Raw genomic sequence first — 19,792 nt, 5'->3', positions numbered from 1 at the left:
TGATGGGCGTGGTGCCCGGACCGGAGCTTCTCGCGCGGGCCCGGCTGCTCGTCGCGCCCGAGCTGAGCGCTTCTCTCGTACGGGAGGTGGAGCGGATCACCGGGCGGGACGCGGAGCCGTTGGCGGACGAGGTGCCGGGTGACGGCCCGCTGCTCTGTGTGGGGGCCGCGCTGCCGGGCCCTGTGCGGGCGGCGGATCGGCTGATGTGGTTCCACAGCGTCAACGCCGGTACGGATCCGCTGCTCGCCGCAGGGCCTTGGCCGGCCGGAGCGCTGCTGACCCGGACCGTGGGGCGGATGGGCGAGCGGATCGCGCAGTACGTGGTGGGCTGGGTGCTCGCGGAGTGCCAGGCCGTCCCGGAGTACGCCGCCCAGCACGCCCGCGCCGAGTGGCGTCGGCTCCCGACGGAGCTGGTCGCCGGGCAGACCGCGCTCGTCTACGGGACCGGGCGCATCGGCGGGGCCGTGGCCGGGTTGCTGCGGAGTTGTGGGGTGCGGACGGTGGGGGTGGGCCGGACGGCGTGGAGCGGGACGCCTCCGGTGGGCTTCGACCGGATGCCGTCGGGCTTCGACCGGGTGATCGGCGTGGACGCGGACGCGGAGGCCGAGGCCGAGGCCGAGGAGTTGGCGGGGGCGCGATGGGTGGTCGGTGCGCTGCCGTTGACCGGGGCGACGGAGGGGTTCTTCGGGGCGGGCCGGTTCGCGGCGGTGCGGGGTGCGACGTTCGTCAACGTGGGGCGGGGCGCGACGGTGGATCTGGCGGCGCTGGAGGGCGCGCTGCGGGGCGGTGGGGTGCGGCGCGCGGTGCTGGACGTGCTGGCGCAGGAGCCGGCCGCGCCCGACGCCCCGGTCTGGCGGCTGCCTCGTACGGTGATCACCTCGCACTCCGCGGGGATCACCGCCGACGAGGACGTGGCCCAGGACTTCGCCGCCTGCTGGGAGGCCGTGCGGGCGGGCCGCCGTCCCGAGTTGGCGGTGGACGTGGGGCGCGGCTACTGAGCGGCGGTCGTCGCGGAGTCCGTCGGTCCGCGTCGCGGGGTCTGTCAGTCCGTCGCGGAGTCTGTCGGTCCGTCGCGGGGTCCGTCAGCCCGTCGCGGAGTCCGTACGGCCGCACTTCGCCTCGATGCCCGCGATCAGCAGGTCCAGCGCGAAGACGAAGTCCCGCTCGCGCATCTCCTCCACCGTGTCGCCGCCCCGGGCCGCCATCAGGTCGTCGGAGGACTCGACGAGCGCCCGCAGGTGCGGCTGGGCCCGGATCGTGCCCATCGCGTGCCGGTGGTACGCGTCCTGGGTGAGCCCGGTCGCATCGCACCGCACCTTGAAGTGGCCCTCGACGGTGCCGAATCCGTACACGAACTGGAAGACCGCCGCGAGCGCGCCCGTCTGCCGTTCCAGCGGCAGGCCGGTGGAACGGAGGACGTCCATGATGGCGGACGAGAACAGCACCGAGTTCGGGCCGATGTTGAGGTAGGTCCCGGCGAGCGGCGAGATCCAGATGTGGCGGACGATCAGTTCGCGGTAGCTGCGGGCCAGCTCGCGCAGGCGGTCCCGCCAGTCGGCGTCCTCGCGCGGTGGCGCGATCTCCGCGTAGACCGAGTCGAGCGCCAGCTCCAGGAGGTCGTCCTTGGTGTCGACGTACCAGTAGAGGGACATCGCGGTGACGTCCAGTTCGGCGGCGAGCCGGCGCATGGAGAACTTGGCGAGCCCTTCGGCGTCCAGCAGCCGTACCGACGCCTCGGTGATCCGGTTGCGGTCCAGGCCCGCCGGGGACTCGGCCGCCTTGCGGCTCCGCGAAGGGGTCCGTCGGTCGAGCCACACGCTGGTCCGCGCGGGGGCCGTCCCGGAGTCCTTCCCGGGGTTCGTCACGCGGTCGGACGCGGACACCATGGCGCACTCTCCTCGTCTCGCGGGGCCGGCCCGGCCCCGCCCTGTACTGACCCGTCCTGGCTGACCCGTACTGCCCGTCCTGCCTCCTCCGATGCTATGCCGCCGGTCCCGCCGCCTCGGCCCGTCCTCCGGCCGCCTCCGTCCGTTCGGCCCGGCGCAGCAGCAGCGCCGCCAGCAGACCGCCCGCCAGTACCGCGACCGCGCCGGCCAGCTGGCTGGTCTCCAGGCCGATGGCGAAGGCGTCCTTGATGGCCGCGCGCTCACCGGCGCCGTCGGCGGCGGCCAGCGCGGCCGGCAGGGAGGCGGCGCCGACGGCCGCCGGTACGAGCGCGGCGAACCGGATGTTCAGGACCGCGCCGAGCACCGCCACCCCGAGCCCGGTGCCGAACTCCGCGAGCGTGCCGTTGACGCCCGCGCCGACCCCGGCCTTCTCCGGCGGGATGGCGCTCATGATGGCGTTGGCCATCGCGGGCATCGCGAGGGCGATCCCGGCGCCCATCACGACCAGGCCGAGCAGCATCCCGGTGTACCCGTCGCGGCCGAGCACCGCGATCGCCGCGAGACCGGCCGCCAGCGCGCTCATCCCCACCGCGATCGTGGCGGGCGTCCCCATCCTCGGGACGAGCCGCGCCCCGAGGCCGGTCAGGTTGAGAGCGACCACGGTGAGCGCCATCGGCGCCGTACGCAGTCCCGCCTCCAACGGCCCGTACCCGAGAACGAACTGAAGGTGCTGCGTGAGCAGAAAGAGGGAACCGCCCATCCCGAAGGCGACCAGGATCGCGCCCGCCACCGCGCCGATGAACTTCTGGTTCCGGAAGAAGTGCATGTCGAGCATCGGATGCGGAATGCGCAGCTCCCACACGACGAACCCGGCGAGGACCAGGATCCCGGTGAACGCCGTCAGCAGCACCCGGGCCGACGTCCAGCCGTGCTCGGGCCCGGAGATGATCGCGAAGACGACCGCCGTCATCCCGACCGTGGAGAGCAGCGCGCCGAGCAGATCGGGCTGCTCACCGCGCGGATTCTTGAACTCCGGTACGAGCCGGACGACGGCGACCAGGCCGATCAGCGCCACCGGGATGTTGATGAGGAAGATCGCGCCCCACCAGAAGTGGTTCAACACCACGCCGCCGACGAGCGGACCGGCCGCGAAGCCGAGCGAGTTGACGGTCGACCAGAGGCCGATCGCCTTGACCCGCTCGGAGTCGTCGAAGATCTGCACGACGACGGCGAGCGTCGTGGTGATCAGCAGCGCGCCTCCGACGCCCATGCCGGCGCGGGCCGCGATGAGCTGGCCGGAGGACTGCGCGAGCCCGGCCGCCAGCGAACCGATGCCGAACAGCGCGAGGCCCACGACCAGCATCTTCTTCCGCCCGTACCGGTCGGCGGAGCTGCCGGCGGTGAGCAGCAGGCCGGACTGGACGAGCGAGTACGCGTTGATCATCCACTGCACATCGGCGGTGGAGGCGTTCAGCTCCGTGGTGAGGGACGGGATCGCGACATTGAGGACGGTGTTGTCGAGCAGCACGACGAGCTGGGCGAGGCAGATGACGCCGAGAATCAGCCAGCGCTGCGGGTGCGGCTGAGGGGCGAGATCGGGTCGCGGTGCGGCGGGCGCCGTCATGCGGGCTCCTGGGTCTCCGGCGCGGCTGGTGCCCCGGCGGTTCGGCGAGTTCTACGGTGCGGTGAGTTCTACGGTTCGGTGAGTATCACGGTGCGGTGAGTCCTACGGTGCGGAGGTCGTGCGGGCCCCTACGGTGTGCGGGGCCCGTGTTCTACGGCGTATAGGACGCGACCGTTGTACACCGTAGGACACTTCCCGTACGGCGTACAACTCGATTACGGCCGGTACGCCGCCCCCGCCACCCTTGGGAGAGTCATGTCACTGCGCCGCCGCATCCACCTCCCTCAACTCCTCCTCACCACAGCGCTGTTGGGCGCGTTACTCGGATCGCCGCCTGCCGCTGCCGCCGGCTCCCGTACCGTGCCGCTGCGCGTCGCCACGTACAACATGTATGCCGGTGCGGGCCTGGACAACGTCTTCGATCTGGACCGGCAGACGGCCGAGCTGCGCTCGCTGCGGGCGGATGTCATCGGGCTCCAGGAGGCCGACCGGCACTGGGGCCCACGCAGTGAGTGGCGCGATCTCGCGGGTGAGCTGGCCGAGCGGCTGGGCATGTACGTGTTCTTCGCCCCGATCTACAGCCTGGATCCGGCCGAACCGGGCGGGCCACGGGCGGAGTACGGGGTGGCGGTGCTGTCCCGGTACCGGATCGTGAGCGCCGAGAACCACGAGATCACCCGCCTCTCGACCCAGGACCCGAACCCGGTCCCCGCGCCCGCTCCGGGGTTCGGTGAGGCTGTCGTAGGGGTGAAGGGGCGGCCGGTGCACGTGTACGTGACGCACCTCGACTTCCGCCCGGACCCCGCCGTACGCACCGCCCAGGTCGCCGACACCCGGCGGATCATGGCCGAGGACCGGGGCCGTACGCGGATCCTGCTCGGCGACTTCAACGCGGAGCCCGGCGCTCCGGAGCTGGCCCCGCTCTGGAAGGAGCTGACGGACGCGGACCCGGGAGCGCCGACGTTCCCGGCGAAGGACCCGGTCAAGCGGATCGACTACGTGGCGGTGTCGAAGGAGACGGCACGGGTGCGGCGGGCGTGGGTGCCGGAGAGCGGCGCCGGCGCCTCGGACCACCGGGCGGTGGTGGCGGACCTGGACCTGCCATGAGCCCGGACGTCGTGGCCCATGAGCGCGGAGTCTCATCTTTTTACGGTCGTGCCGCTTTCTTTCGGCCACCGATGGCGTCTTACAGTCCGAGCACCGCTCACGGACCGCTGCCCACGGGGGGACGCACCAAGGAGGGCGGACTCATGCCAGAGCACGCGGTACCGGAGAAAGGCCCGCCCATGAGCACCCCGCACGGACTGCAGGACCTGCTGGACACCCACATCGCCCGCGGATCGGCGCCGGGAGCGGTGGCACTGGTGGCCCGAGGCGATCGGAGCGACCGGGGTGGCCGGAGTGACCGGGGTGGCCGGAGTGACCGGGGTGGCCGGAGTGACCGGGGTGGCCGAGGTGACTGGAGCGACCGGGGTGATCGCGTGGAGGTGGCGGTGGCCGGTTCGGCCACGCTCGCCGGGAGCACGCCCATGCGGCGGAACTCCGTCTTCCGCCTCGCCTCGATCACCAAGCCGGTCGTCGCGGCGGCCGCCATGACGCTGGTCGAGGACGGCCTGATCGCGCCCGCCGACCCGGTCGCCGCCTGGCTGCCCGAACTGGCCTCGCCGCTGGTCGTCCGTACTCCGCAGAGCCCGGTCGACGACGTGGTGTCGGCGGTCCGCCCGATCACGCTCCTGGACCTGCTGACCTTCCGGGCCGGGTACGGATTCCCGTCCGACTTCTCGCTCCCGGCCGTCGCCCCGCTCCTCACCGAGCTGAAACAGGGCCCGCCCCAGCCGCAGGCCGTGCCGGCGCCGGACGCCTGGATGGCCGCGCTCTCCCGGATCCCGCTGCTCCACCAGCCGGGCGACGGCTGGCTCTACAACACGTGCGCCGACATCCTCGGCGTCCTGATCGCCCGGGTCGCGGACCGCCCGCTGGACGCGTACCTGGCGGAGCGGATCTTCGAGCCCCTCGGCATGACGGACACCGGGTTCGCCGTCCCGCCCGCCGCGCTGGACCGGTTCACCGGCTACTACCGGGCCGGGGAGGGCGGAGATCCGGAGCTGGTCGACGCGCCGGACGGGCAGTGGAGCACCCCGCCCGCCTTCCCGTCCGGCGCCGGCGGCCTGGTCTCGACCGTCGACGACTGGTACGCCTTCGGCCGGATGCTGCTCGCCGACGGCCTGGCGGACGACGGGCGGCGGGTCCTGGCCGGCGAGTCGGTACGCCAGATGATCACCGACCAGCTCACTCCGGACCAGCGCGCGGCCAGCGGGCTCTTCACTGAGGGCCAGGGCTGGGGGTTCGGCGGCTCGGTGGACGTCGAGATCACCGCCCCGTACAACGTGCCGGGCCGCTACGGCTGGATCGGCGGCACCGGCACCACGGCCCACGTCATCCCGTCCACCGGCACGGTCGCCGTCCTGCTCACGCAGACGGAGCTGGCCGGACCCGCCGCGCCGCAGATGATGCGGGACTTCTGGACGTACGCGGCCGAGGCCGGGGGCCGGGCCGGAATCTGACCCCGGCCCCGGCCACGTACGCGGTAGGCCGTCAACTCACCGGCTGCGTCAGGTCGTAGAAGGTGGCGCTGCCGACGGTGATCTCGGTGAAGTTCTCCGTCACCCAGGAGGAGATCTGCGACGAGGTCCCGGCGCTCCCGCCCATGCCTCCTCCTCCCTCTCCGCCGCCTCCCATGCCGCCGCCTCCCATGGCGCCGCCCGGGACGAAGTAGTGGATCCGGCCCTCCTCCACGTACTTCTTGAACTGCGCGAGCGTCGGGGCGGGGTCGCTGCCGTTGAAGCCGCCGATGGCCATCACCGTTTGGCCGGTGGCGAGTTGGTAGCCGGCCGCGTTCTGTGCGCCGACGGCTGCGGCGGCCCAGGTGTAGGCGTCCGCGTCCTTCTCCAGGAGTGCCTTCGCCTCGGCGGAGACGGACGGGCCGTTGAGCAGACCGCCCATGCCGCCACCGCCCTCGCGGGTGGATCCGGGGGCCGCCCCGCCGGGCATGGTGGGCGCTCCTCCGGGCGGCTGTTGCATGCCGCCGCGCTGCCCACCGTCCCCGCCGTCCCCGCCACCGAGCCCACCAGGCCCACCGACACCAACAGCACCACCGGGCCCACCGACACCACCCCGGCCGCCACCGTCACCGCCACCGCCAGGCCCGCCCATCCCGAAGCCGGCCCCCGAAGGCCCGGCGGTCACGATCGACCCCTGGTGACCGGAGTTCAACGTACTGACGGTGTACGCGGCCGGCCCCGCCAGCGACGCCGCGAAGCTCAGGCCCACCGCCACGAGCGCCAGCCCCCGTCCGCCGGCCCGCCCCGCGACCAGCAGCCCCACGGCCCCCACCAGCCCGCCCACGAGCACCGCCCACCGCAGCCACGGCAGGTACTCCGGAGTCCGGCCCAGCAACACGTACGCCCACACCACCGTCGTGACAACCGTCCCCGCGAGCACCACCCTCGGCCACCAGGCGGCCCGCTCCTCCCAGAGCACGGCCACCCCCATGGCGACGAGCGCCGCGACGTACGGAGCGAGGGCCACCGTGTAGTACTGGTGGAAGATCCCGGCCATGAAGCTGAACACCGCACCGGTCATCACCAGCGCCCCGCCCCACGCCAGGAACGCGGCCCGCGCGGAATCGGTCCGTCCGGCCTTCCGGGTCAGCCAGAGCCCGGCCACCAGCAGGATCAGCGCGGCGGGCAGCAGCCAGGCGATCTGGCCGCCGACCTCGGAGTTGAACATCCGCCCGATCCCGGTCTCACCCCAGCCACCGCCGCCACGGCCGCCACCGCCCCCACCGACGCTCCCGGTCTCCTCCCCGTTGAGCCGGCCGAGCCCGTTGTAGCCGAAGGTCAGCTCCAGGAACGAGTTGTTCTGCGAGCCGCCGACGTACGGCCGCGACGACGCGGGCATCAGCTCCACGATCGCCACCCACCAGCCACCGGCGACGACCATCGTCACTGCGGACAGGGCGAGTTGGCCGAGCCGCTTCCGAACCGGAACCGGCGCGCACACCGCGTACAGCACCGCCAGCGGCGGCAGGATCAGGAACGCCTGCAAGGTCTTCGCCAGGAACGCCAGCCCCACCGCCGCCCCCGCCCACAGCAGCCACTTCGTCCGCCCGTCCTCCAGCGCCCGCAGCACGCACCACACGGTGACGGTCATCAGCAGCGCGAGCAGCGCGTCCGGGTTGTTGAAGCGGAACATCAGCGCGGCGACCGGTGTCAGCGCGAACACACCGACCGCGATCAGCCCGGCGACCGGCCCGAAGCGACGGCGTACGGCGGTGTTGAGCACGGCCGCCGTGGCCACCCCCATCAGGACCTGCGGGGCCAGGATCGCCCAGGAGTTGAGGCCGAAGAGCCGTACGGAGAGGGCCATCGGCCAGAGCGCGGCGGGCGGCTTGTCGACGGTGATGGCGTTGGCGGAGTCCAGCGAGCCGAAGAAGAGCGCCTTCCAGCTCTGGCTGCCGGCCTGGACGGCGGCGGAGTAGAAGGAGTTGGCGTAACCGGAGGCGCTGAGGTTGTAGAGGTAGGCGAGTCCGACGGCCAGGAGGAGCCCGTACAGCGCGGGACGTGCCCAGCGGGGGCCGGCGGCGCGTTCGGGCGGCGCCGACGGTGAAGTGATGGTCGCGGTCATCGGAGGTCCTCGGAGTCAGGGCAGGCGCGGGCCGGGAAGACCCAGGCGCGCAGAAGCAGAAAGCGGAGCACGGTGGCGGCGAGGTTGGCGGTGATCAGGACGGCCACCTCGGCACTGTGGGACGGAGATCCGGAGGCCGCGCCGAGCGCCGCGAGCGAACCGCTGGTGAGAGCGAGGCCGATCGCGAAGACGACGAGGCCCTGGGCCTGATGGCGTACGGCCCCGCTCCGGCCGCGTACGCCGAAGGTGAGCCTCCGGTTCGCGGCGGTGTTGGCGACGGCGGAGACGAGGAGCGCGCCGCCGTTGGCGAGCTGCGGGCCGACGCCGAGCCGGAAGAGGGAGTAGAGAGCCAGATAGAAGAGGGTGGACAGGGCCCCGACCACACAGAACCCGACCAACTGCCTGACCAGTCCACGCTCCACCCCGGTCAGCGCCCGGTCGCGCGGGTCGTCGCCGAAGGGCCGGGCCAGCCGGTCCAGCGGCAGCGCGCCGACGGCGAGCGCACGCCCCACCCGCCACACACCTTTCAGGTCCTCAGTGGCCGTCCGCACGATGTGGACGGTCGAGTCGGGGTCGTCGATCCAGTCGACGGGCACCTCGTGGATGCGCAGCCCGGCCCGCTCCGCGAGGACCAGCAGCTCGGTGTCGAAGAACCAGCCGCTGTCCTCCACCATCGGCAGCAGCCGTTCGGCCACCTCGCTCCGGATCGCCTTGAACCCGCACTGGGCGTCGCTGAAGCCGGCGGCGAGCGAGGAGCGCAGGATGAGGTTGTAGGCGCGCGAGATGAACTCCCGCTTCGACCCGCGCACCACCCGCGCACTCCGGGCCAGCCGCGAGCCGATGGCCAGGTCGGAGTGGCCGGAGATCAGCGGCGCGACCAGCGGGAGGAGGGCGTTGAGGTCGGTGGAGAGGTCGACGTCCATGTAGGCGAGGACGGGTGCGTCGGAGTCCGACCAGACCGTACGCAGCGCCCGCCCGCGCCCCTTCTCCTCCAGCCGTACGCTGCGCACCCCGGCCAGCTCCGCCGCGAGCGCGGCCGCCACGGCCGGGGTGGAGTCGGTGGAGGCGTTGTCGGCGACGGTGACGCGGAAGGCGTACGGGAAGGTGCGCGCGAGGTGGTCGTGGAGGCGCAGGACGCAGGGGCGGAGGTCCTTCTCCTCGTTGTACACGGGGACGACGACGTCGAGCACGGGGACGCGGGAGGCGGCGGGAGCCGTCTGCCGGGCCGGGAGGTGCTCCCGGCCCGGCAGGTGGGCGTGGTCCCCACCCCTGTTGCTGCGGCCGTCGGCGTCGGGGCCGCTCCGGAGGCTGTCGGTGGTGGTCATGGCTCCGACGTTCGCCAACCGCGCTGTCACACCGGTGTGGTGAGCCTGTCCCTGCCCTGTGAACCCTGGCGTGCGGCCGTTCCGGCGGGCAGGTCGTACGGGTCTGCTTCCGCCGGCAGCTCGACCGCGAAGACCGTCCGGCCGGGCGCCGAGTCGACCCGTACGCGCCCGCCGTGCGCCGAGACGACGGCCTGCACGATGGCGAGACCGAGGCCGGTGGAGCCGCCGGTCTTCTCGCCGCCGGTCCGCTCGCCGGCGGGGCCACGGGTGCGCGAGGCGTCACCGCGCGCGAACCGCTCGAAGACGTGCGGCAGGAGCTCGGCGGGGATGCCGGGCCCGTCGTCCCGTACCTCCAGCGTGACCGGCCCATCGGCGCGTACGGACGCGGACGGCTTCACGGAGACCGTCACGGTGGTGCCCGGCGGGGTGTGGGTGCGGGCGTTGGCCAGCAGGTTGACCAGTACCTGCTGGAGCCGGGCGGGATCGGCGCGTACGGTCACGGGTTCGCCGGGCAGCTCCAGCCGCCAGTGGTGGAGTGCGCCGGCGCCGGTGGCGGTGTCGGCGGCCCGGGCGTCGCTCACCGCGTCCACGACCAACGGCAGCAGATCAGTGCTCTCGTACGAGAGCGGGCGTCCGGCATCGAGCCGGGCGAGCAGCAGCAGGTCCTCCACCAGGCCGGTCATCCGGTCCGCCTCCGACTCGATCCGCCCGAGCGCGTGCCGGGTTACGGGGTCCGCGTGCTCCCGACGGGTGGCGCGCCGGGTCAGCTCGGCGTATCCGCGGATCGAGGCCAGCGGGGTGCGCAGCTCATGGCTGGCGTCGGCGACGAACTGCCGTACCCGCGTCTCGCTCTCCTGCCGGACCACCAGCGCCGAACCGACGTGCCCGAGCATCCGGTTGAGCGCGGCGCCGACCTGTCCGACCTCGGTACGGGGATCGGCCTCGGCGTCCGGGACGCGTTCCAGGAGCGCCACCTCACCGCTGTGGAGCGGGAGTTCGGCGACCCGGGTGGCGGTGGCGGCGACCCGGCGCAGCGGACGCAGCGCGACGCCGACGAGGACGGTGCCCGCGAGCGACGCGGCGATGAGCCCGGCGGCGGTGACGCAGACCTCGACGACGATCAGGGTCGTGAGCGCGCCGCTCACCTCGGCGGTCGGGATGCCGACGAGGACGGTGTGGCCTTCGGTGGTGGTGGCGGCCTCGACGCGGTAGCCGCCGAGGCCGGGCAGCTCGATGCTCCGGGCGTCGTCGCCGACCGCCGGAGCCGCCGCCTCCAGCGCCCGCCGCTGCCCCTCCGTCAGCGGCTTCGCGCTCTCCTGGGAGCGCAGCCCGCTGTCCTCGACGACCTTCGACGCGGTGACGTCCCCGCCGTCGACGAGCGCGCCGAACGTGCCGAGCGGCTGCCCCCCGCCGCCGACGAAACCGAGCGGACCGGCGTCCCGGAGGGCTTCCGGCGCGGGTCCGGGCGGCCGCTCCGCGCGTACGGCGACGGAGTGGAGCTGGTCGTCGAGCTTGCCGTACATATAGCTGTGGAAGGCGATGGCGGTGACGGACCCGATGACGGCCGCGACGACGGCGATCAGGGACACGGCGGAGACGACGAGCCGCGTCCGCAGGGTCCACGGCCGCCGCAGCACACCCAGGCCCTGGGGGCGCCTACTCACCGGGCTTGATCAGATACCCCGCCCCACGCCGGGTATGGATCATCGGCGTCCGTCCGGCGTCGATCTTCTTGCGGAGGTACGAGATGTAGAGCTCGACGACGTTGGCCTGGCCGCCGAAGTCGTAGTTCCAGACCCGGTCCAGGATCTGCGCCTTGCTGAGCACCCGGCGCGGGTTGCGCATCAGGAACCGCAGCAGCTCGAACTCGGTGGCGGTCAGGTGGATCGCGTCCCCGCCCCGGCTCACCTCATGGCTGTCCTCGTCGAGCACCAGGTCGCCGACGGTGAGCGTCGACTGGCTCCGCTCGGCCGCGAGCGCCGTGCCCGAGCGGCGGATCAGCCCGCGCAGCCGGGCCACGACCTCCTCCAGGCTGAACGGCTTGGTCACGTAGTCGTCGCCGCCGGCCGTGAGCCCGGCTATCCGGTCCTCCACGGCGTCCCGGGCGGTGAGGAAGAGGACCGGCACGTCGGAGTGGTCGCGCCGGAGCCGGCCCAGCACGGAGAGCCCGTCCATGTCCGGGAGCATCACGTCGAGCACCACGGCGTCCGGGCGGAACTCGCGGGCCGCGCGCACGGCCCCGGCCCCGTCACCGGCGCTGCGCACCTCCCACCCCTCGTACCGCAGGGCCATCGAGAGCAGCTCGGCGAGCGGAGCCTCGTCGTCCACGACCAGGACGCGCACGGGCGTACGGTCCGGCCTGAGCAGTTCGGTACGCCCCTGGGGCGCGGTCGTCGTCGTCATGGGCACCAGCCTGTGAGCCGCCCGTGAGAGAAGCCTGACCCGTTTCTGTGAATTGCCTGAGAAAGCGGTCGGTTTCTATGCGGGGCTCCCGAACAACGCCTCCGCGTTCCGGAAGCAGACGGCCCGCAGCCACTCCTCCCCGAGCTCCAGCCGCTCCAAGGCCTCCAGCTGGTGGACGTACGGATATGGAATATTCGGGAAGTCCGTCCCGAGCAGGATCCGGTCCCCGAGATCGGCGAGCAGCCCCCGCCGGCCGGCCGGAAACGGGGAGAGCCGCTCGCTGAAGTCGGTGAACGCCATCGTCGTATCGAGCCGCACCTCCGGGTACGCCTCCGCCAGCGCCAGGAACTCCGCGTACTCCGGCATCCCCATGTGCGCCACGATCAGCCGCAGTTGGGGATGGCGCGCGAGGAGCCGCCCGATCGGCTCGGGCCCGGTGAACCGACCCGGCGCGGGCCCGGACCCGCAGTGCATCACGACCGGCACCCCGGCCTCGGCGAGCAGCCCCCAAGCCCCATCCAGCAACGGCTCGTTGGCGTCATAACCCCCGACCTGGAGGTGCGATTTGAAGACCCGCGCCCCGCTCTCGACGGCCTCCTTCACGTACAACTCCACGCCGTCCTCAGGGAAGAGGGTCGCCGTGTGCAGGCAGTCGGGCGTCCGAGCGGCGAAGCCGGCGGCCCAGCCGTTCAGCCAGCGAGCCATGCCGGGCTTGTGCGGGTAGAGCATGGAGGTGAAGCGGAGCACCCCGAACGACCTGAGTACGGACAGCCGTTGCTCTTCCTCGTACCGATAGGTGATCGGCCACTCCAGCCCGGTCAGCGGCCCGGCGGAGTCGAAGTAGGCCCACACCTTGCGCAGGACCTGCTCGGGCATGAAGTGGGTGTGGACGTCGATGATGCCGGGCAGCCCGAGCCGCTCCCAGAACCGCACCACGTCAAGGCCGTCGTCTTCCACCCGCAACTCCTCACAGCTCCTCATGGGGCAAGGTCAGAACAACCCACCCTGCACGCCACCACCCGTGATGTCGATGAGAGGAACACGTACGTCACCCTCGCCCGCAGGCTGAAACGCCTCCAGCTCCCACCCGGTGATCAACCGCGTATCGAGCACGACCGCGCCACCTTCACCGCCCACGGCGAGGTGCAGATCGGGCCCGGCCGCAGCCACGAGCCGCCCCGCGACCACACCCCCGTCGACCAGCTCACCCACCGACCGCGTGGCGGCGCCCGAGCGGTCCAGCCCGAAGATCCCCGCGTGATCGACGACTTCGACCGGGACCGGCTCCAACGACTCGGGCCAACCGCGCCCTTGAAGCGCCACGGCCCGCCCGTACAGCTCCACCACCTCGTCGAACCGCTGCTGCTCGTCCGGCAGTTGGCCTCGTACGGTCCGCTTCCGGGCGTACGGAATCCGGTCCGGCACGCCGAGGGCGGCCCGCAGCACCTCCTCGGTCCGCCGGACGGCCATCAGGGGCCCGCGCCCGAGCCAGGTGTACGCCACGGCCCCCTGCTCCCGCAACCGCGCCCCGCCCCGCTCCTCCCGGGTGATCCCGACCTTGACCAGACCGGGCCCGAACCAGGCGAGATAGACGCGGTACGTTCGCGGGTCGTCCACCATCGTGTCGGCGGCCACCGAGTGGGCCCGGTCCAGCCGCGCGCACTCCGGGCACCGGCCCCCGGTGGAGCGCCCGGCCACCACGGCCCCCAGAGGACACACGTTGCCCCGCGCCCCCACACAGTGCCGCTCCCCCACGGCCCGAAACCCGAGCCGACCCCCGTACGCCAACGTGCTCACCCGCCGCTCGGCGCCCCTGCTCCACCCCAGCTGCGGCCCGTCGCCCGGCCACGCGACCCCGGTACACCGCCACCCGAAGGCCACCCGAACTCCGCTCTCTCCGTCCCGCCGGGGCCCCACACCCCGAACGCGAAGGCTAACGGGCGCCGGGAGCAAGCCCTCCCGGCCCACCGACCGGACCGGGAGGCGGCCCACCGACCGGACCGGGAGGCGGCCCACCGACCGGACCGGGAGGCGGGCCTGCGGCAGGGGCGGCGGACGGGCCACCGACCGGCCCACCGGCCGCACCGCCACCCACGCCCTCGATCCGCTGCCGCATCCCGGCCATCCGGCGGACGAAGCGCCGGTTGAACCAGACCATCCACCCGAGGAACGCGGCACCGAACGCGAGCCCCCACAGGCCCGCCGCCACGTTCCCGGCGGCGAACCAGAGCACCGGCGTCCCGAAGAAGATCAGCGCGAGCAACGGGAAGGCCCACCACCGGTTGCGCCGCAGCTTCTCCTCCCGGCGCCGGATCAGCCGGACCATGGCAGCCTGCTCGGCCGGGTCCTCGGGCAGCTCACCGTTCCTCGCAATCCGCCGCTCCAGCTCCGGCACCCGCGCCGCGTCGGTCCCGACCGCCCGGGCGTCACGACGACGGCGCCGCATCACGTACCACGTCATGAACCCGGCGTAGGCGAACCCGCCGACCAGAATCCCGGGCCACCCCGACCACCCGTCGAAGGCCAGCCGGATAGCGACCCACACCACCAGCACCAGCAGCGCCACCGCCCACCACCGGTCCTGCCACCGCTGCACCTGGCCGTGCCGTTGCGACCCCATGGGTAACCTCCGCGCCCGGGCGCGCCCATCACGCCCCGTGCGAATCCGGTTACCCCGTAACGTTCCACCGACGCACGAGCGCCCTCAGGGGAGGGGGACATACGGCTCGCAGGCGGTCCTGTCGCTGTCGCGGTCCAGGTGGTCCCCGTACCCGGGATCGCCCGGCCGCAAGGGCGCGGCTCCGGCGTCCCGGGCGGCGTCGCAGTTCTCGTAGTACACGTCCCCGGTCTCCTCGCCCGGCGGGGCGGTTCCGTCCTCCGGCTCGGTCACTTCCCGCACATCGGCATCGGTGATCACGCCCGACCGAACCGCATAGGCCCCTTCGAACACCTTCACGCTGCCGTCGGTCTGGAGCGCCTCCAGCTCAACCCGGACCGTGCTGCCCTCCACGCCGAGGATCCGGACGGTGTCCCGCTCCGTCCCGGCGAGACCGTCGACGAAGGCTCCGTACTCGCCGCCGAGGTTCTTGCCGCCCAGCTCCCAAGCTTCCCGGTAATCGCGGGAGTTGATGGCGTCGAAGTAGGCGACCACGGTCGCCTCCGCGCTCAGGGTGCTCGACGTGGACGGCGCCGGAGGCGGCGCGCTCCTCTCCGGAGAGGACGCGGTGTTCTCCGGAGAGGCGGTGACGGTACTGGTCACCGTGGCGGTCACCTCGGCCGGAGCCGAGGAGGCGGGAGAGGTGGAGGCGGGTGCGGCCACGGAGGTCGAGACGGGGGCGGCACCCCCGTCGGTCCCGCCGCCCCCGGCGCACGCCCCGGCACCGACGATCCCGACGGCTCCCACGACCACAGCGCATCCCGCGCTCCGCACGCCCGACCGAAAAAGCCCGCTCACACCCATCACCTCGCCGAGAAGCCCCGAGAGGAGTGTTCTCCTTCCAGCTTCCTCCCGACCGGAGGCACCCGCCCCTCGATCTTGGTCGGAAAGCCCTCACACGCGGTGCGCGGAGTCCCGCCCGGCTACGGGAGGTTCTCCTTCTCCACGTAATAGGCGTAGGCGTACCCGCCGTCCGCGGACTCCTCCACCGGTGTGGCGGTGAAGCCGATGGACGCATCAGGCTCGGGCACGTCCACACGCGTCTGGAAGAGCGAGCCGTCGCACGTCTGCGTCCCGGCGGCCGACGGCACGTCCTTGCCTCCGGCCTCGTTCCGCAGCTTCACCTCGCCACCGCCGGTGCAGGTGAAGACGAAGGTCACGCTCACCACGCCGTCGGGGACGGCGGGGTGGGTGTTGCCGAACTGCGGTGCCAGCTCGCCGCTCCCTCCGCCGAGGGACTCCCGCTCGACGAGAAGCCCCTCCAGGACGGCCTTGGCCTCGTCGGCGACGGTCGTCGCGCCGGGCGTCACGCCGACCGGCTCACCGTCCCGGGACGAGGGCGAGGACGGCGGCGTCGCACCGGCCTCCCCACCCCCACTGCAGGCCCCCGCGCCCAACAACGTAACTACGGAAAGAGACAGCAGAGCTGCCCAACGGCCCGTCCTGGCATAACGGTTCATCACTTCAGTCGCCCCCCGACCGACATGGAGCCGTACCGTCCCCGCGTGAGGCGAGGACGCCGGCGCCTTCGCCCCCGACGGTACAGGGGGTCGGCGGCGCCCCGAAGGCTTCACGCACCGGCGGGCTCCGCGCACCGACGGGCTTCACGCACACGCGGGCTTCACGCACCCGCGAGCGTAGGATCCGGCCCATGGCTCTGACGCGGACCCACATGGACCGGTTCGAGGCCTCCATGCCCCGCCTGGAGGCCATCGCCTACCGGCTGCTCGGCTCGGCGAGCGATGCCGAGGACGCCGTACAGGACACGTTCCTGCGGTGGCAGGCCGCCGACATCGACCGCATCGAGGTGCCTGAGGCCTGGCTGACCAAGGTCCTCACCAACCTCTGCCTCAACCAGCTCACCTCGGCCCGCGCCCGCCGCGAGTCGTACGTCGGCCAGTGGCTGCCCGAACCGCTGCTCGCCGGGGACCCGATGCTCGGCCCGGCCGAGACCGCCGAGCAGCGCGAGTCGGTCTCGTACGCCGTGCTCGCCCTCATGGAGCGCCTCTCGCCGAACGAACGGGTGGTGTACGTGCTGCGGGAGGCGTTCGACTACCCGCACCGGCGGATCGCGGAGATCCTGGACATCACCGAGGCCGCCTGCCAGCAGATCTTCCACCGCGCCAAGAAGCACGTCGCGCAGGGCAAGGCCCGTACGGAGATCGACGAGGCCGCCGCCCGGCGGATCGTCGAGGAGTTCCTCACCGCGGCCACCAGCGGGCGGACCGAGCCGCTCGTCCGGCTCCTCACGTCGGACGTCATCGCGATCGGCGACGGCGGCGGGAAGGTCCCGGCGCGCACCACGCCGTTCCAGGGCGCGCTCGCGGTCGCGAAGTTCATGCGGGGGCTGTTCAAGCCCAGCAAGGCCAAGCGCAATCTGGTCGGCGGCTCCCCCGAGGTTCACCTCACATCCGCCAACGGCGCCCCGGCCATCGTGGTCGTCCTCGACGGCCGGGTCATCGGCGTCCTGTGTGTGGAGATCACCGCGGAGGGCATCGCCGCGTTCCGCAGCCAGGCCAACCCCGACAAGCTCGAACGCGCGACGAGGCAGTGGTCGGCCACCGACCACGGCGACCCCCTGTTCAACGCCTTCTGACGACCACGTGACGCAGGTCACATCACCCACCTGTCAGGAAACGACGGGCTGCCCGGTTCAAGGGGCGAACCCGCGCGAGACAGGAGACAGGTCATGCAGGACGGACAGCACGGATCCCACGGGCAGCACCGCGTCATCGTCGTAGGAGCCGGATACGCCGGAGCCATCGCCGCCGGTCGCCTCGCCAGGCGGCTGCGGAGCGAGGACGTCGCCATCACCCTCGTCAACGCGGAGCCGGACTTCGTCGAGCGGGTGAGGTTGCACCAGCTGGCGGTCGGCCAGGAGCTGAGGCCTCGCCCGTTCAGCGAGATGTTCGCGGGTACGGGGGTCCGGCTGCGGCTCGCCAGGGTGACGGCCGTGGACGCGGACCGCAGGACGATCACCGTCACGGACGAGCAGGCCACCGAGGAACTCCCCTACGACACCCTCGTGTACGCCCTCGGCAGCACCTGGAACACCCACGGCGTCCCCGGCACGGCCGAACACGCCCACGACATCGCCGGCCGCCCCGGCGCCCTCCGACTACGCGAACGCCTGGCCGCCCTGGCCGCAGGGGAGCCCGTGGTCGTCGTCGGCGGCGGCCTCACCGGCCTGGAGGCGGCCACCGAGATCGCCGAGGCCCGCCCCGACCTGAACGTGGCCCTCGCCGCCCGGGGCGCTCTGGGCGACTGGCTCTCCCCCAAGGGCCGCCGCCACCTGCGCAAGGTCTGCGTCAAGCTGGCCATCACGGTCCACGAACACACGACGGTCACCGCCGTGGAAGCGGACCACGTCACCACCACTGCGGGCGACATCCCCGCAACGGTCACGATCTGGACAACCGGCTTCGCGGTCCACCCGATCGCCCAGGCGACCACGCTGAAGATCGACGCCATGGGCCGGATCGAGGTGGACGCCACCATGCGCTCGCTCTCCCACCCGGACGTGTACGCCATCGGCGACGCGGCCCTGGTGATGGGCCCCAACGACAAGCCCCTGCGCATGGCCTGCGCCACGGGCGGCCCGACCGCCTGGCAGGCCGCCGACGCCATCGCGGCCCGCCTGACCGGCACCACGTCCCCGACCATCCCGCTCCGCTACTTCAACCAGTGCATCTCCCTGGGCCGCAAGGAGGGCCTGATCCAGTACGTCACCGCCGACGACCGGTCCCGCCCCACCGCCCTCACCGGCCGCCTGGCCGCCCTCTACAAGGAAGTGGTCTGCAAGGGCGCGGCCTGGGCCGTCGCCAACCCCACCCTGGGCAAGCCGACCCGGCGCCGCGGCGTCGTACAACAGCAGACTCCCGCGCAGCACCCGACCACCGCGAACGCCGCATAACGCGAGAGGCCCCCAGGATCTCTCCTGGGGGCCTCTGACCTGCTGTGCACTCGGCAGGATTCGAACCTGCAACCTTCTGATCCGTAGTCAGATGCTCTATCCGTTAAGCTACGAGTGCTTGGCGTTCCGGGCTTTTCTGCCTGGTCGGCGTTGCGGGAACAACATTACATGACCTGCGCCGTGACGCGAAATCCATTGTCCGCACCACCTCTGAGCTGCGGAAACACCCTTCTGGGGCCGATCTCGGCCACCCCCTTGACCACGGCCGCACACGGGATCCGGTCGGGAACGGCCGAAGCCCCGTGCCAGGGGCACGGGGCTTCGGGGTGGAGCGGAGGCGGAGGGATTTGAACCCTCGATGGGCTTTAAGACCCAAACCGCATTAGCAGTGCGGCGCCATAGACCGGACTAGGCGACGCCTCCTCCACACACCTCGCGCGGACGCGAGTGGTGCGTGCAGATGATGACACAGTCGAACGTCGTGTCACCAATCGCCGCTCACGTTACTAGCCGGGCGGGGGCCAGGGCAAAGCACTTCGGCGTGGTGGCGCAACGTCCGGGCCGCAGAGGCGTTAGAGAGGCGTGGAGGTTTCGGCCTCCGTCGGTCGGGGGCGGCCGGGAGCGGTCGGCCCGCCGCGAACCACCCCACCGCCCGCCTCGTCATCCGCCGCGTCCCCGGTCGTCCGTGACCGTGGTGCGGAGATACAGGAGCCCGCATGTTGCGCCGTCTCGCCCTCACCGCCGTCGTCACGCTCGCCGCGCTGTCCGTCACCGCGCCCGCGGCGACCGCTTCCGCGACCGCCACCGGTCCGGTGCCGTCCGCCGTGCCCACCGCCGGACCCCTCTCCTCGGCCTTCCCGGCGCTCGGGCCGCTGCCCGTGCCGCTTCCGCCACTGCCCTCGTTCCTGGACGGCGGCAGCGGTGTGGGCCAGGAGAAGCCCGCCGCGCGAACCCGGCTCACCGTCACCGTGGAGCGTTCCGGGGTCGCCGGCGCCGACGGGACGTTCGAGCTGACCTGCGGGCCCACCGGAGGCACCCACCCGGAGCGGCAGGGCGCCTGCGACCGGCTCGCGGAGGTCGGGGCGACGCGGACGGGGCCGGAGCTGTTCCGGGCGGCGCCCGAGGGCACCATGTGCACCATGATCTACGGCGGCGACGCCTCCGCCCGCATCGTCGGGACCTGGGAGGGCCGGCCCGTGGACACCACCGTGACCCGGGGCGACGGCTGCGAGATCGCGCGCTGGAACAACCTCGTTCCGGTGCTCCCCGATCTTCGGTAGGGCTTCGGCAGGGCCCGTT

Annotated in this window: 17 protein-coding genes and 2 tRNA genes; 6 read left to right on the top strand and 13 right to left on the bottom strand. The window is 72.6% G+C overall.

Translation table 11 applies throughout. The features are described 5' to 3' along the window. The first annotated feature begins 2 nt into the window (after nt 1–2). On the top strand, nt 3–998 hold the full coding sequence (locus ACQP09_RS17815) for an NAD(P)-dependent oxidoreductase (protein WP_433400752.1): 996 nt from the start codon (nt 3–5) through the stop codon (nt 996–998). A gap of 84 nt (nt 999–1,082) precedes the next feature. Here ACQP09_RS17815 and ACQP09_RS17810 read toward each other — a convergent pair whose 3' ends face one another. Both ACQP09_RS17810 and ACQP09_RS17805 read right to left on the bottom strand, forming a co-directional pair. Beyond that, entirely contained in the window at nt 1,083–1,886 is an 804-nt protein-coding gene (locus ACQP09_RS17810; RefSeq protein WP_433400749.1) for a TetR/AcrR family transcriptional regulator, read from the bottom strand. Nucleotides 1,887–1,980: 94 nt separating this feature from the next. Next, nucleotides 1,981–3,510: an MFS transporter gene (locus tag ACQP09_RS17805; RefSeq protein ID WP_433400746.1), complete on the bottom strand. Its 1,530-nt coding sequence runs from the start codon at nt 3,508–3,510 to the stop codon at nt 1,981–1,983. 255 nt (nt 3,511–3,765) lie between these two features. Here ACQP09_RS17805 and ACQP09_RS17800 point away from each other — a divergent pair, with 255 nt between their 5' ends. Next, nucleotides 3,766–4,617, top strand: coding sequence for an endonuclease/exonuclease/phosphatase family protein (locus ACQP09_RS17800; RefSeq protein ID WP_433400744.1), 852 nt, complete (start codon nt 3,766–3,768; stop codon nt 4,615–4,617). Nucleotides 4,618–4,796: 179 nt separating this feature from the next. Further along, nucleotides 4,797–6,074 (top strand): serine hydrolase domain-containing protein, encoded by a 1,278-nt coding sequence (locus ACQP09_RS17795; RefSeq protein ID WP_433400741.1) that lies wholly within the window; start codon nt 4,797–4,799, stop codon nt 6,072–6,074. Nucleotides 6,075–6,105: 31 nt separating this feature from the next. Here ACQP09_RS17795 and ACQP09_RS17790 read toward each other — a convergent pair whose 3' ends face one another. The 9 genes from ACQP09_RS17790 to ACQP09_RS17750 form a co-directional block, all read right to left on the bottom strand. Continuing rightward, nucleotides 6,106–8,196, bottom strand: coding sequence for a glycosyltransferase family 39 protein (locus ACQP09_RS17790; RefSeq protein WP_433400738.1), 2,091 nt, complete (start codon nt 8,194–8,196; stop codon nt 6,106–6,108). Beyond that, nucleotides 8,193–9,521, bottom strand: a complete 1,329-nt coding sequence (locus ACQP09_RS17785) for a glycosyltransferase (protein WP_433400735.1) — start codon at nt 9,519–9,521, stop codon at nt 8,193–8,195. The genes ACQP09_RS17790 and ACQP09_RS17785 overlap by 4 nt, the downstream gene beginning before the upstream one ends. A gap of 26 nt (nt 9,522–9,547) precedes the next feature. After that, entirely contained in the window at nt 9,548–11,158 is a 1,611-nt protein-coding gene (locus ACQP09_RS17780; protein ID WP_433406634.1) for a HAMP domain-containing sensor histidine kinase, read from the bottom strand. Between the two features lie 19 nt (nt 11,159–11,177). Further along, the gene (locus ACQP09_RS17775) at nt 11,178–11,924 is read right to left on the bottom strand and encodes a response regulator transcription factor (RefSeq protein WP_433400732.1); all 747 of its coding nucleotides are present in this window, start codon (nt 11,922–11,924) and stop codon (nt 11,178–11,180) included. A 75-nt stretch (nt 11,925–11,999) separates the two neighbouring features. Beyond that, nucleotides 12,000–12,905, bottom strand: a complete 906-nt coding sequence (locus tag ACQP09_RS17770; protein WP_433400729.1) for an amidohydrolase family protein — start codon at nt 12,903–12,905, stop codon at nt 12,000–12,002. A gap of 9 nt (nt 12,906–12,914) precedes the next feature. Then, nucleotides 12,915–13,805 (bottom strand): DUF2797 domain-containing protein, encoded by an 891-nt coding sequence (locus ACQP09_RS17765; protein WP_433400726.1) that lies wholly within the window; start codon nt 13,803–13,805, stop codon nt 12,915–12,917. A 52-nt stretch (nt 13,806–13,857) separates the two neighbouring features. Beyond that, entirely contained in the window at nt 13,858–14,544 is a 687-nt protein-coding gene (locus ACQP09_RS17760; RefSeq protein WP_433400723.1) for a hypothetical protein, read from the bottom strand. Nucleotides 14,545–14,628: 84 nt separating this feature from the next. Then, the gene (locus tag ACQP09_RS17755; protein WP_433400720.1) at nt 14,629–15,327 is read right to left on the bottom strand and encodes an excalibur calcium-binding domain-containing protein; all 699 of its coding nucleotides are present in this window, start codon (nt 15,325–15,327) and stop codon (nt 14,629–14,631) included. A gap of 176 nt (nt 15,328–15,503) precedes the next feature. After that, nucleotides 15,504–15,890 carry a hypothetical protein gene (locus ACQP09_RS17750; protein ID WP_433400717.1) on the bottom strand — a complete coding sequence of 129 codons (387 nt, stop codon included), beginning with the start codon at nt 15,888–15,890 and terminating at the stop codon, nt 15,504–15,506. Nucleotides 15,891–16,231: 341 nt separating this feature from the next. Between ACQP09_RS17750 and ACQP09_RS17745 the strand changes: the two genes are divergently transcribed. Continuing rightward, a complete protein-coding gene (locus tag ACQP09_RS17745; RefSeq protein ID WP_433400714.1) occupies nt 16,232–17,176 on the top strand; it encodes an RNA polymerase sigma-70 factor in 945 nt (314 codons plus the stop codon). Between the two features lie 93 nt (nt 17,177–17,269). Then, nucleotides 17,270–18,493, top strand: coding sequence for an NAD(P)/FAD-dependent oxidoreductase (locus ACQP09_RS17740; protein WP_433400711.1), 1,224 nt, complete (start codon nt 17,270–17,272; stop codon nt 18,491–18,493). A gap of 45 nt (nt 18,494–18,538) precedes the next feature. Here ACQP09_RS17740 and ACQP09_RS17735 read toward each other — a convergent pair. Together ACQP09_RS17735 and ACQP09_RS17730 are read right to left on the bottom strand one after the other, a co-directional pair. Beyond that, nucleotides 18,539–18,611 (bottom strand) — tRNA-Arg (locus ACQP09_RS17735). A 214-nt stretch (nt 18,612–18,825) separates the two neighbouring features. Further along, nucleotides 18,826–18,916: transfer RNA gene (locus ACQP09_RS17730), tRNA-Ser, on the bottom strand. A gap of 293 nt (nt 18,917–19,209) precedes the next feature. On the opposite strand from ACQP09_RS17730, the gene ACQP09_RS17725 reads away from it, so the two are divergent. Beyond that, nucleotides 19,210–19,773, top strand: coding sequence for an SSI family serine proteinase inhibitor (locus ACQP09_RS17725; protein ID WP_432149357.1), 564 nt, complete (start codon nt 19,210–19,212; stop codon nt 19,771–19,773). The last annotated feature ends 19 nt before the right edge of the window (nt 19,774–19,792 follow it).

Source organism: Streptomyces sp. CA-146814, from assembly GCF_050942385.1.
Lineage (GTDB): Bacteria > Actinomycetota > Actinomycetes > Streptomycetales > Streptomycetaceae > Streptomyces.
This window is presented reverse-complemented; position numbering and strand designations above follow the sequence as displayed.

What these genes read in the sequence shown, in the direction of transcription:
- ACQP09_RS17790 (WP_433400738.1), bottom strand. Translation starts at nt 8,196, where the DNA reads ATGACCGCGACCATCACTTCACCGTCGGCGCCGCCCGAACGCGCCGCC.
- ACQP09_RS17760 (WP_433400723.1), bottom strand. Translation starts at nt 14,544, where the DNA reads ATGGGGTCGCAACGGCACGGCCAGGTGCAGCGGTGGCAGGACCGGTGG.
- ACQP09_RS17800 (WP_433400744.1), top strand. Translation starts at nt 3,766, where the DNA reads ATGTCACTGCGCCGCCGCATCCACCTCCCTCAACTCCTCCTCACCACA.
- ACQP09_RS17725 (WP_432149357.1), top strand. Translation starts at nt 19,210, where the DNA reads ATGTTGCGCCGTCTCGCCCTCACCGCCGTCGTCACGCTCGCCGCGCTG.
- ACQP09_RS17745 (WP_433400714.1), top strand. Translation starts at nt 16,232, where the DNA reads ATGGCTCTGACGCGGACCCACATGGACCGGTTCGAGGCCTCCATGCCC.
- ACQP09_RS17775 (WP_433400732.1), bottom strand. Translation starts at nt 11,924, where the DNA reads ATGACGACGACGACCGCGCCCCAGGGGCGTACCGAACTGCTCAGGCCG.
- ACQP09_RS17815 (WP_433400752.1), top strand. Translation starts at nt 3, where the DNA reads ATGGGCGTGGTGCCCGGACCGGAGCTTCTCGCGCGGGCCCGGCTGCTC.
- ACQP09_RS17805 (WP_433400746.1), bottom strand. Translation starts at nt 3,510, where the DNA reads ATGACGGCGCCCGCCGCACCGCGACCCGATCTCGCCCCTCAGCCGCAC.
- ACQP09_RS17785 (WP_433400735.1), bottom strand. Translation starts at nt 9,521, where the DNA reads ATGACCACCACCGACAGCCTCCGGAGCGGCCCCGACGCCGACGGCCGC.
- ACQP09_RS17795 (WP_433400741.1), top strand. Translation starts at nt 4,797, where the DNA reads ATGAGCACCCCGCACGGACTGCAGGACCTGCTGGACACCCACATCGCC.
- ACQP09_RS17770 (WP_433400729.1), bottom strand. Translation starts at nt 12,905, where the DNA reads ATGAGGAGCTGTGAGGAGTTGCGGGTGGAAGACGACGGCCTTGACGTG.
- ACQP09_RS17740 (WP_433400711.1), top strand. Translation starts at nt 17,270, where the DNA reads ATGCAGGACGGACAGCACGGATCCCACGGGCAGCACCGCGTCATCGTC.
- ACQP09_RS17810 (WP_433400749.1), bottom strand. Translation starts at nt 1,886, where the DNA reads ATGGTGTCCGCGTCCGACCGCGTGACGAACCCCGGGAAGGACTCCGGG.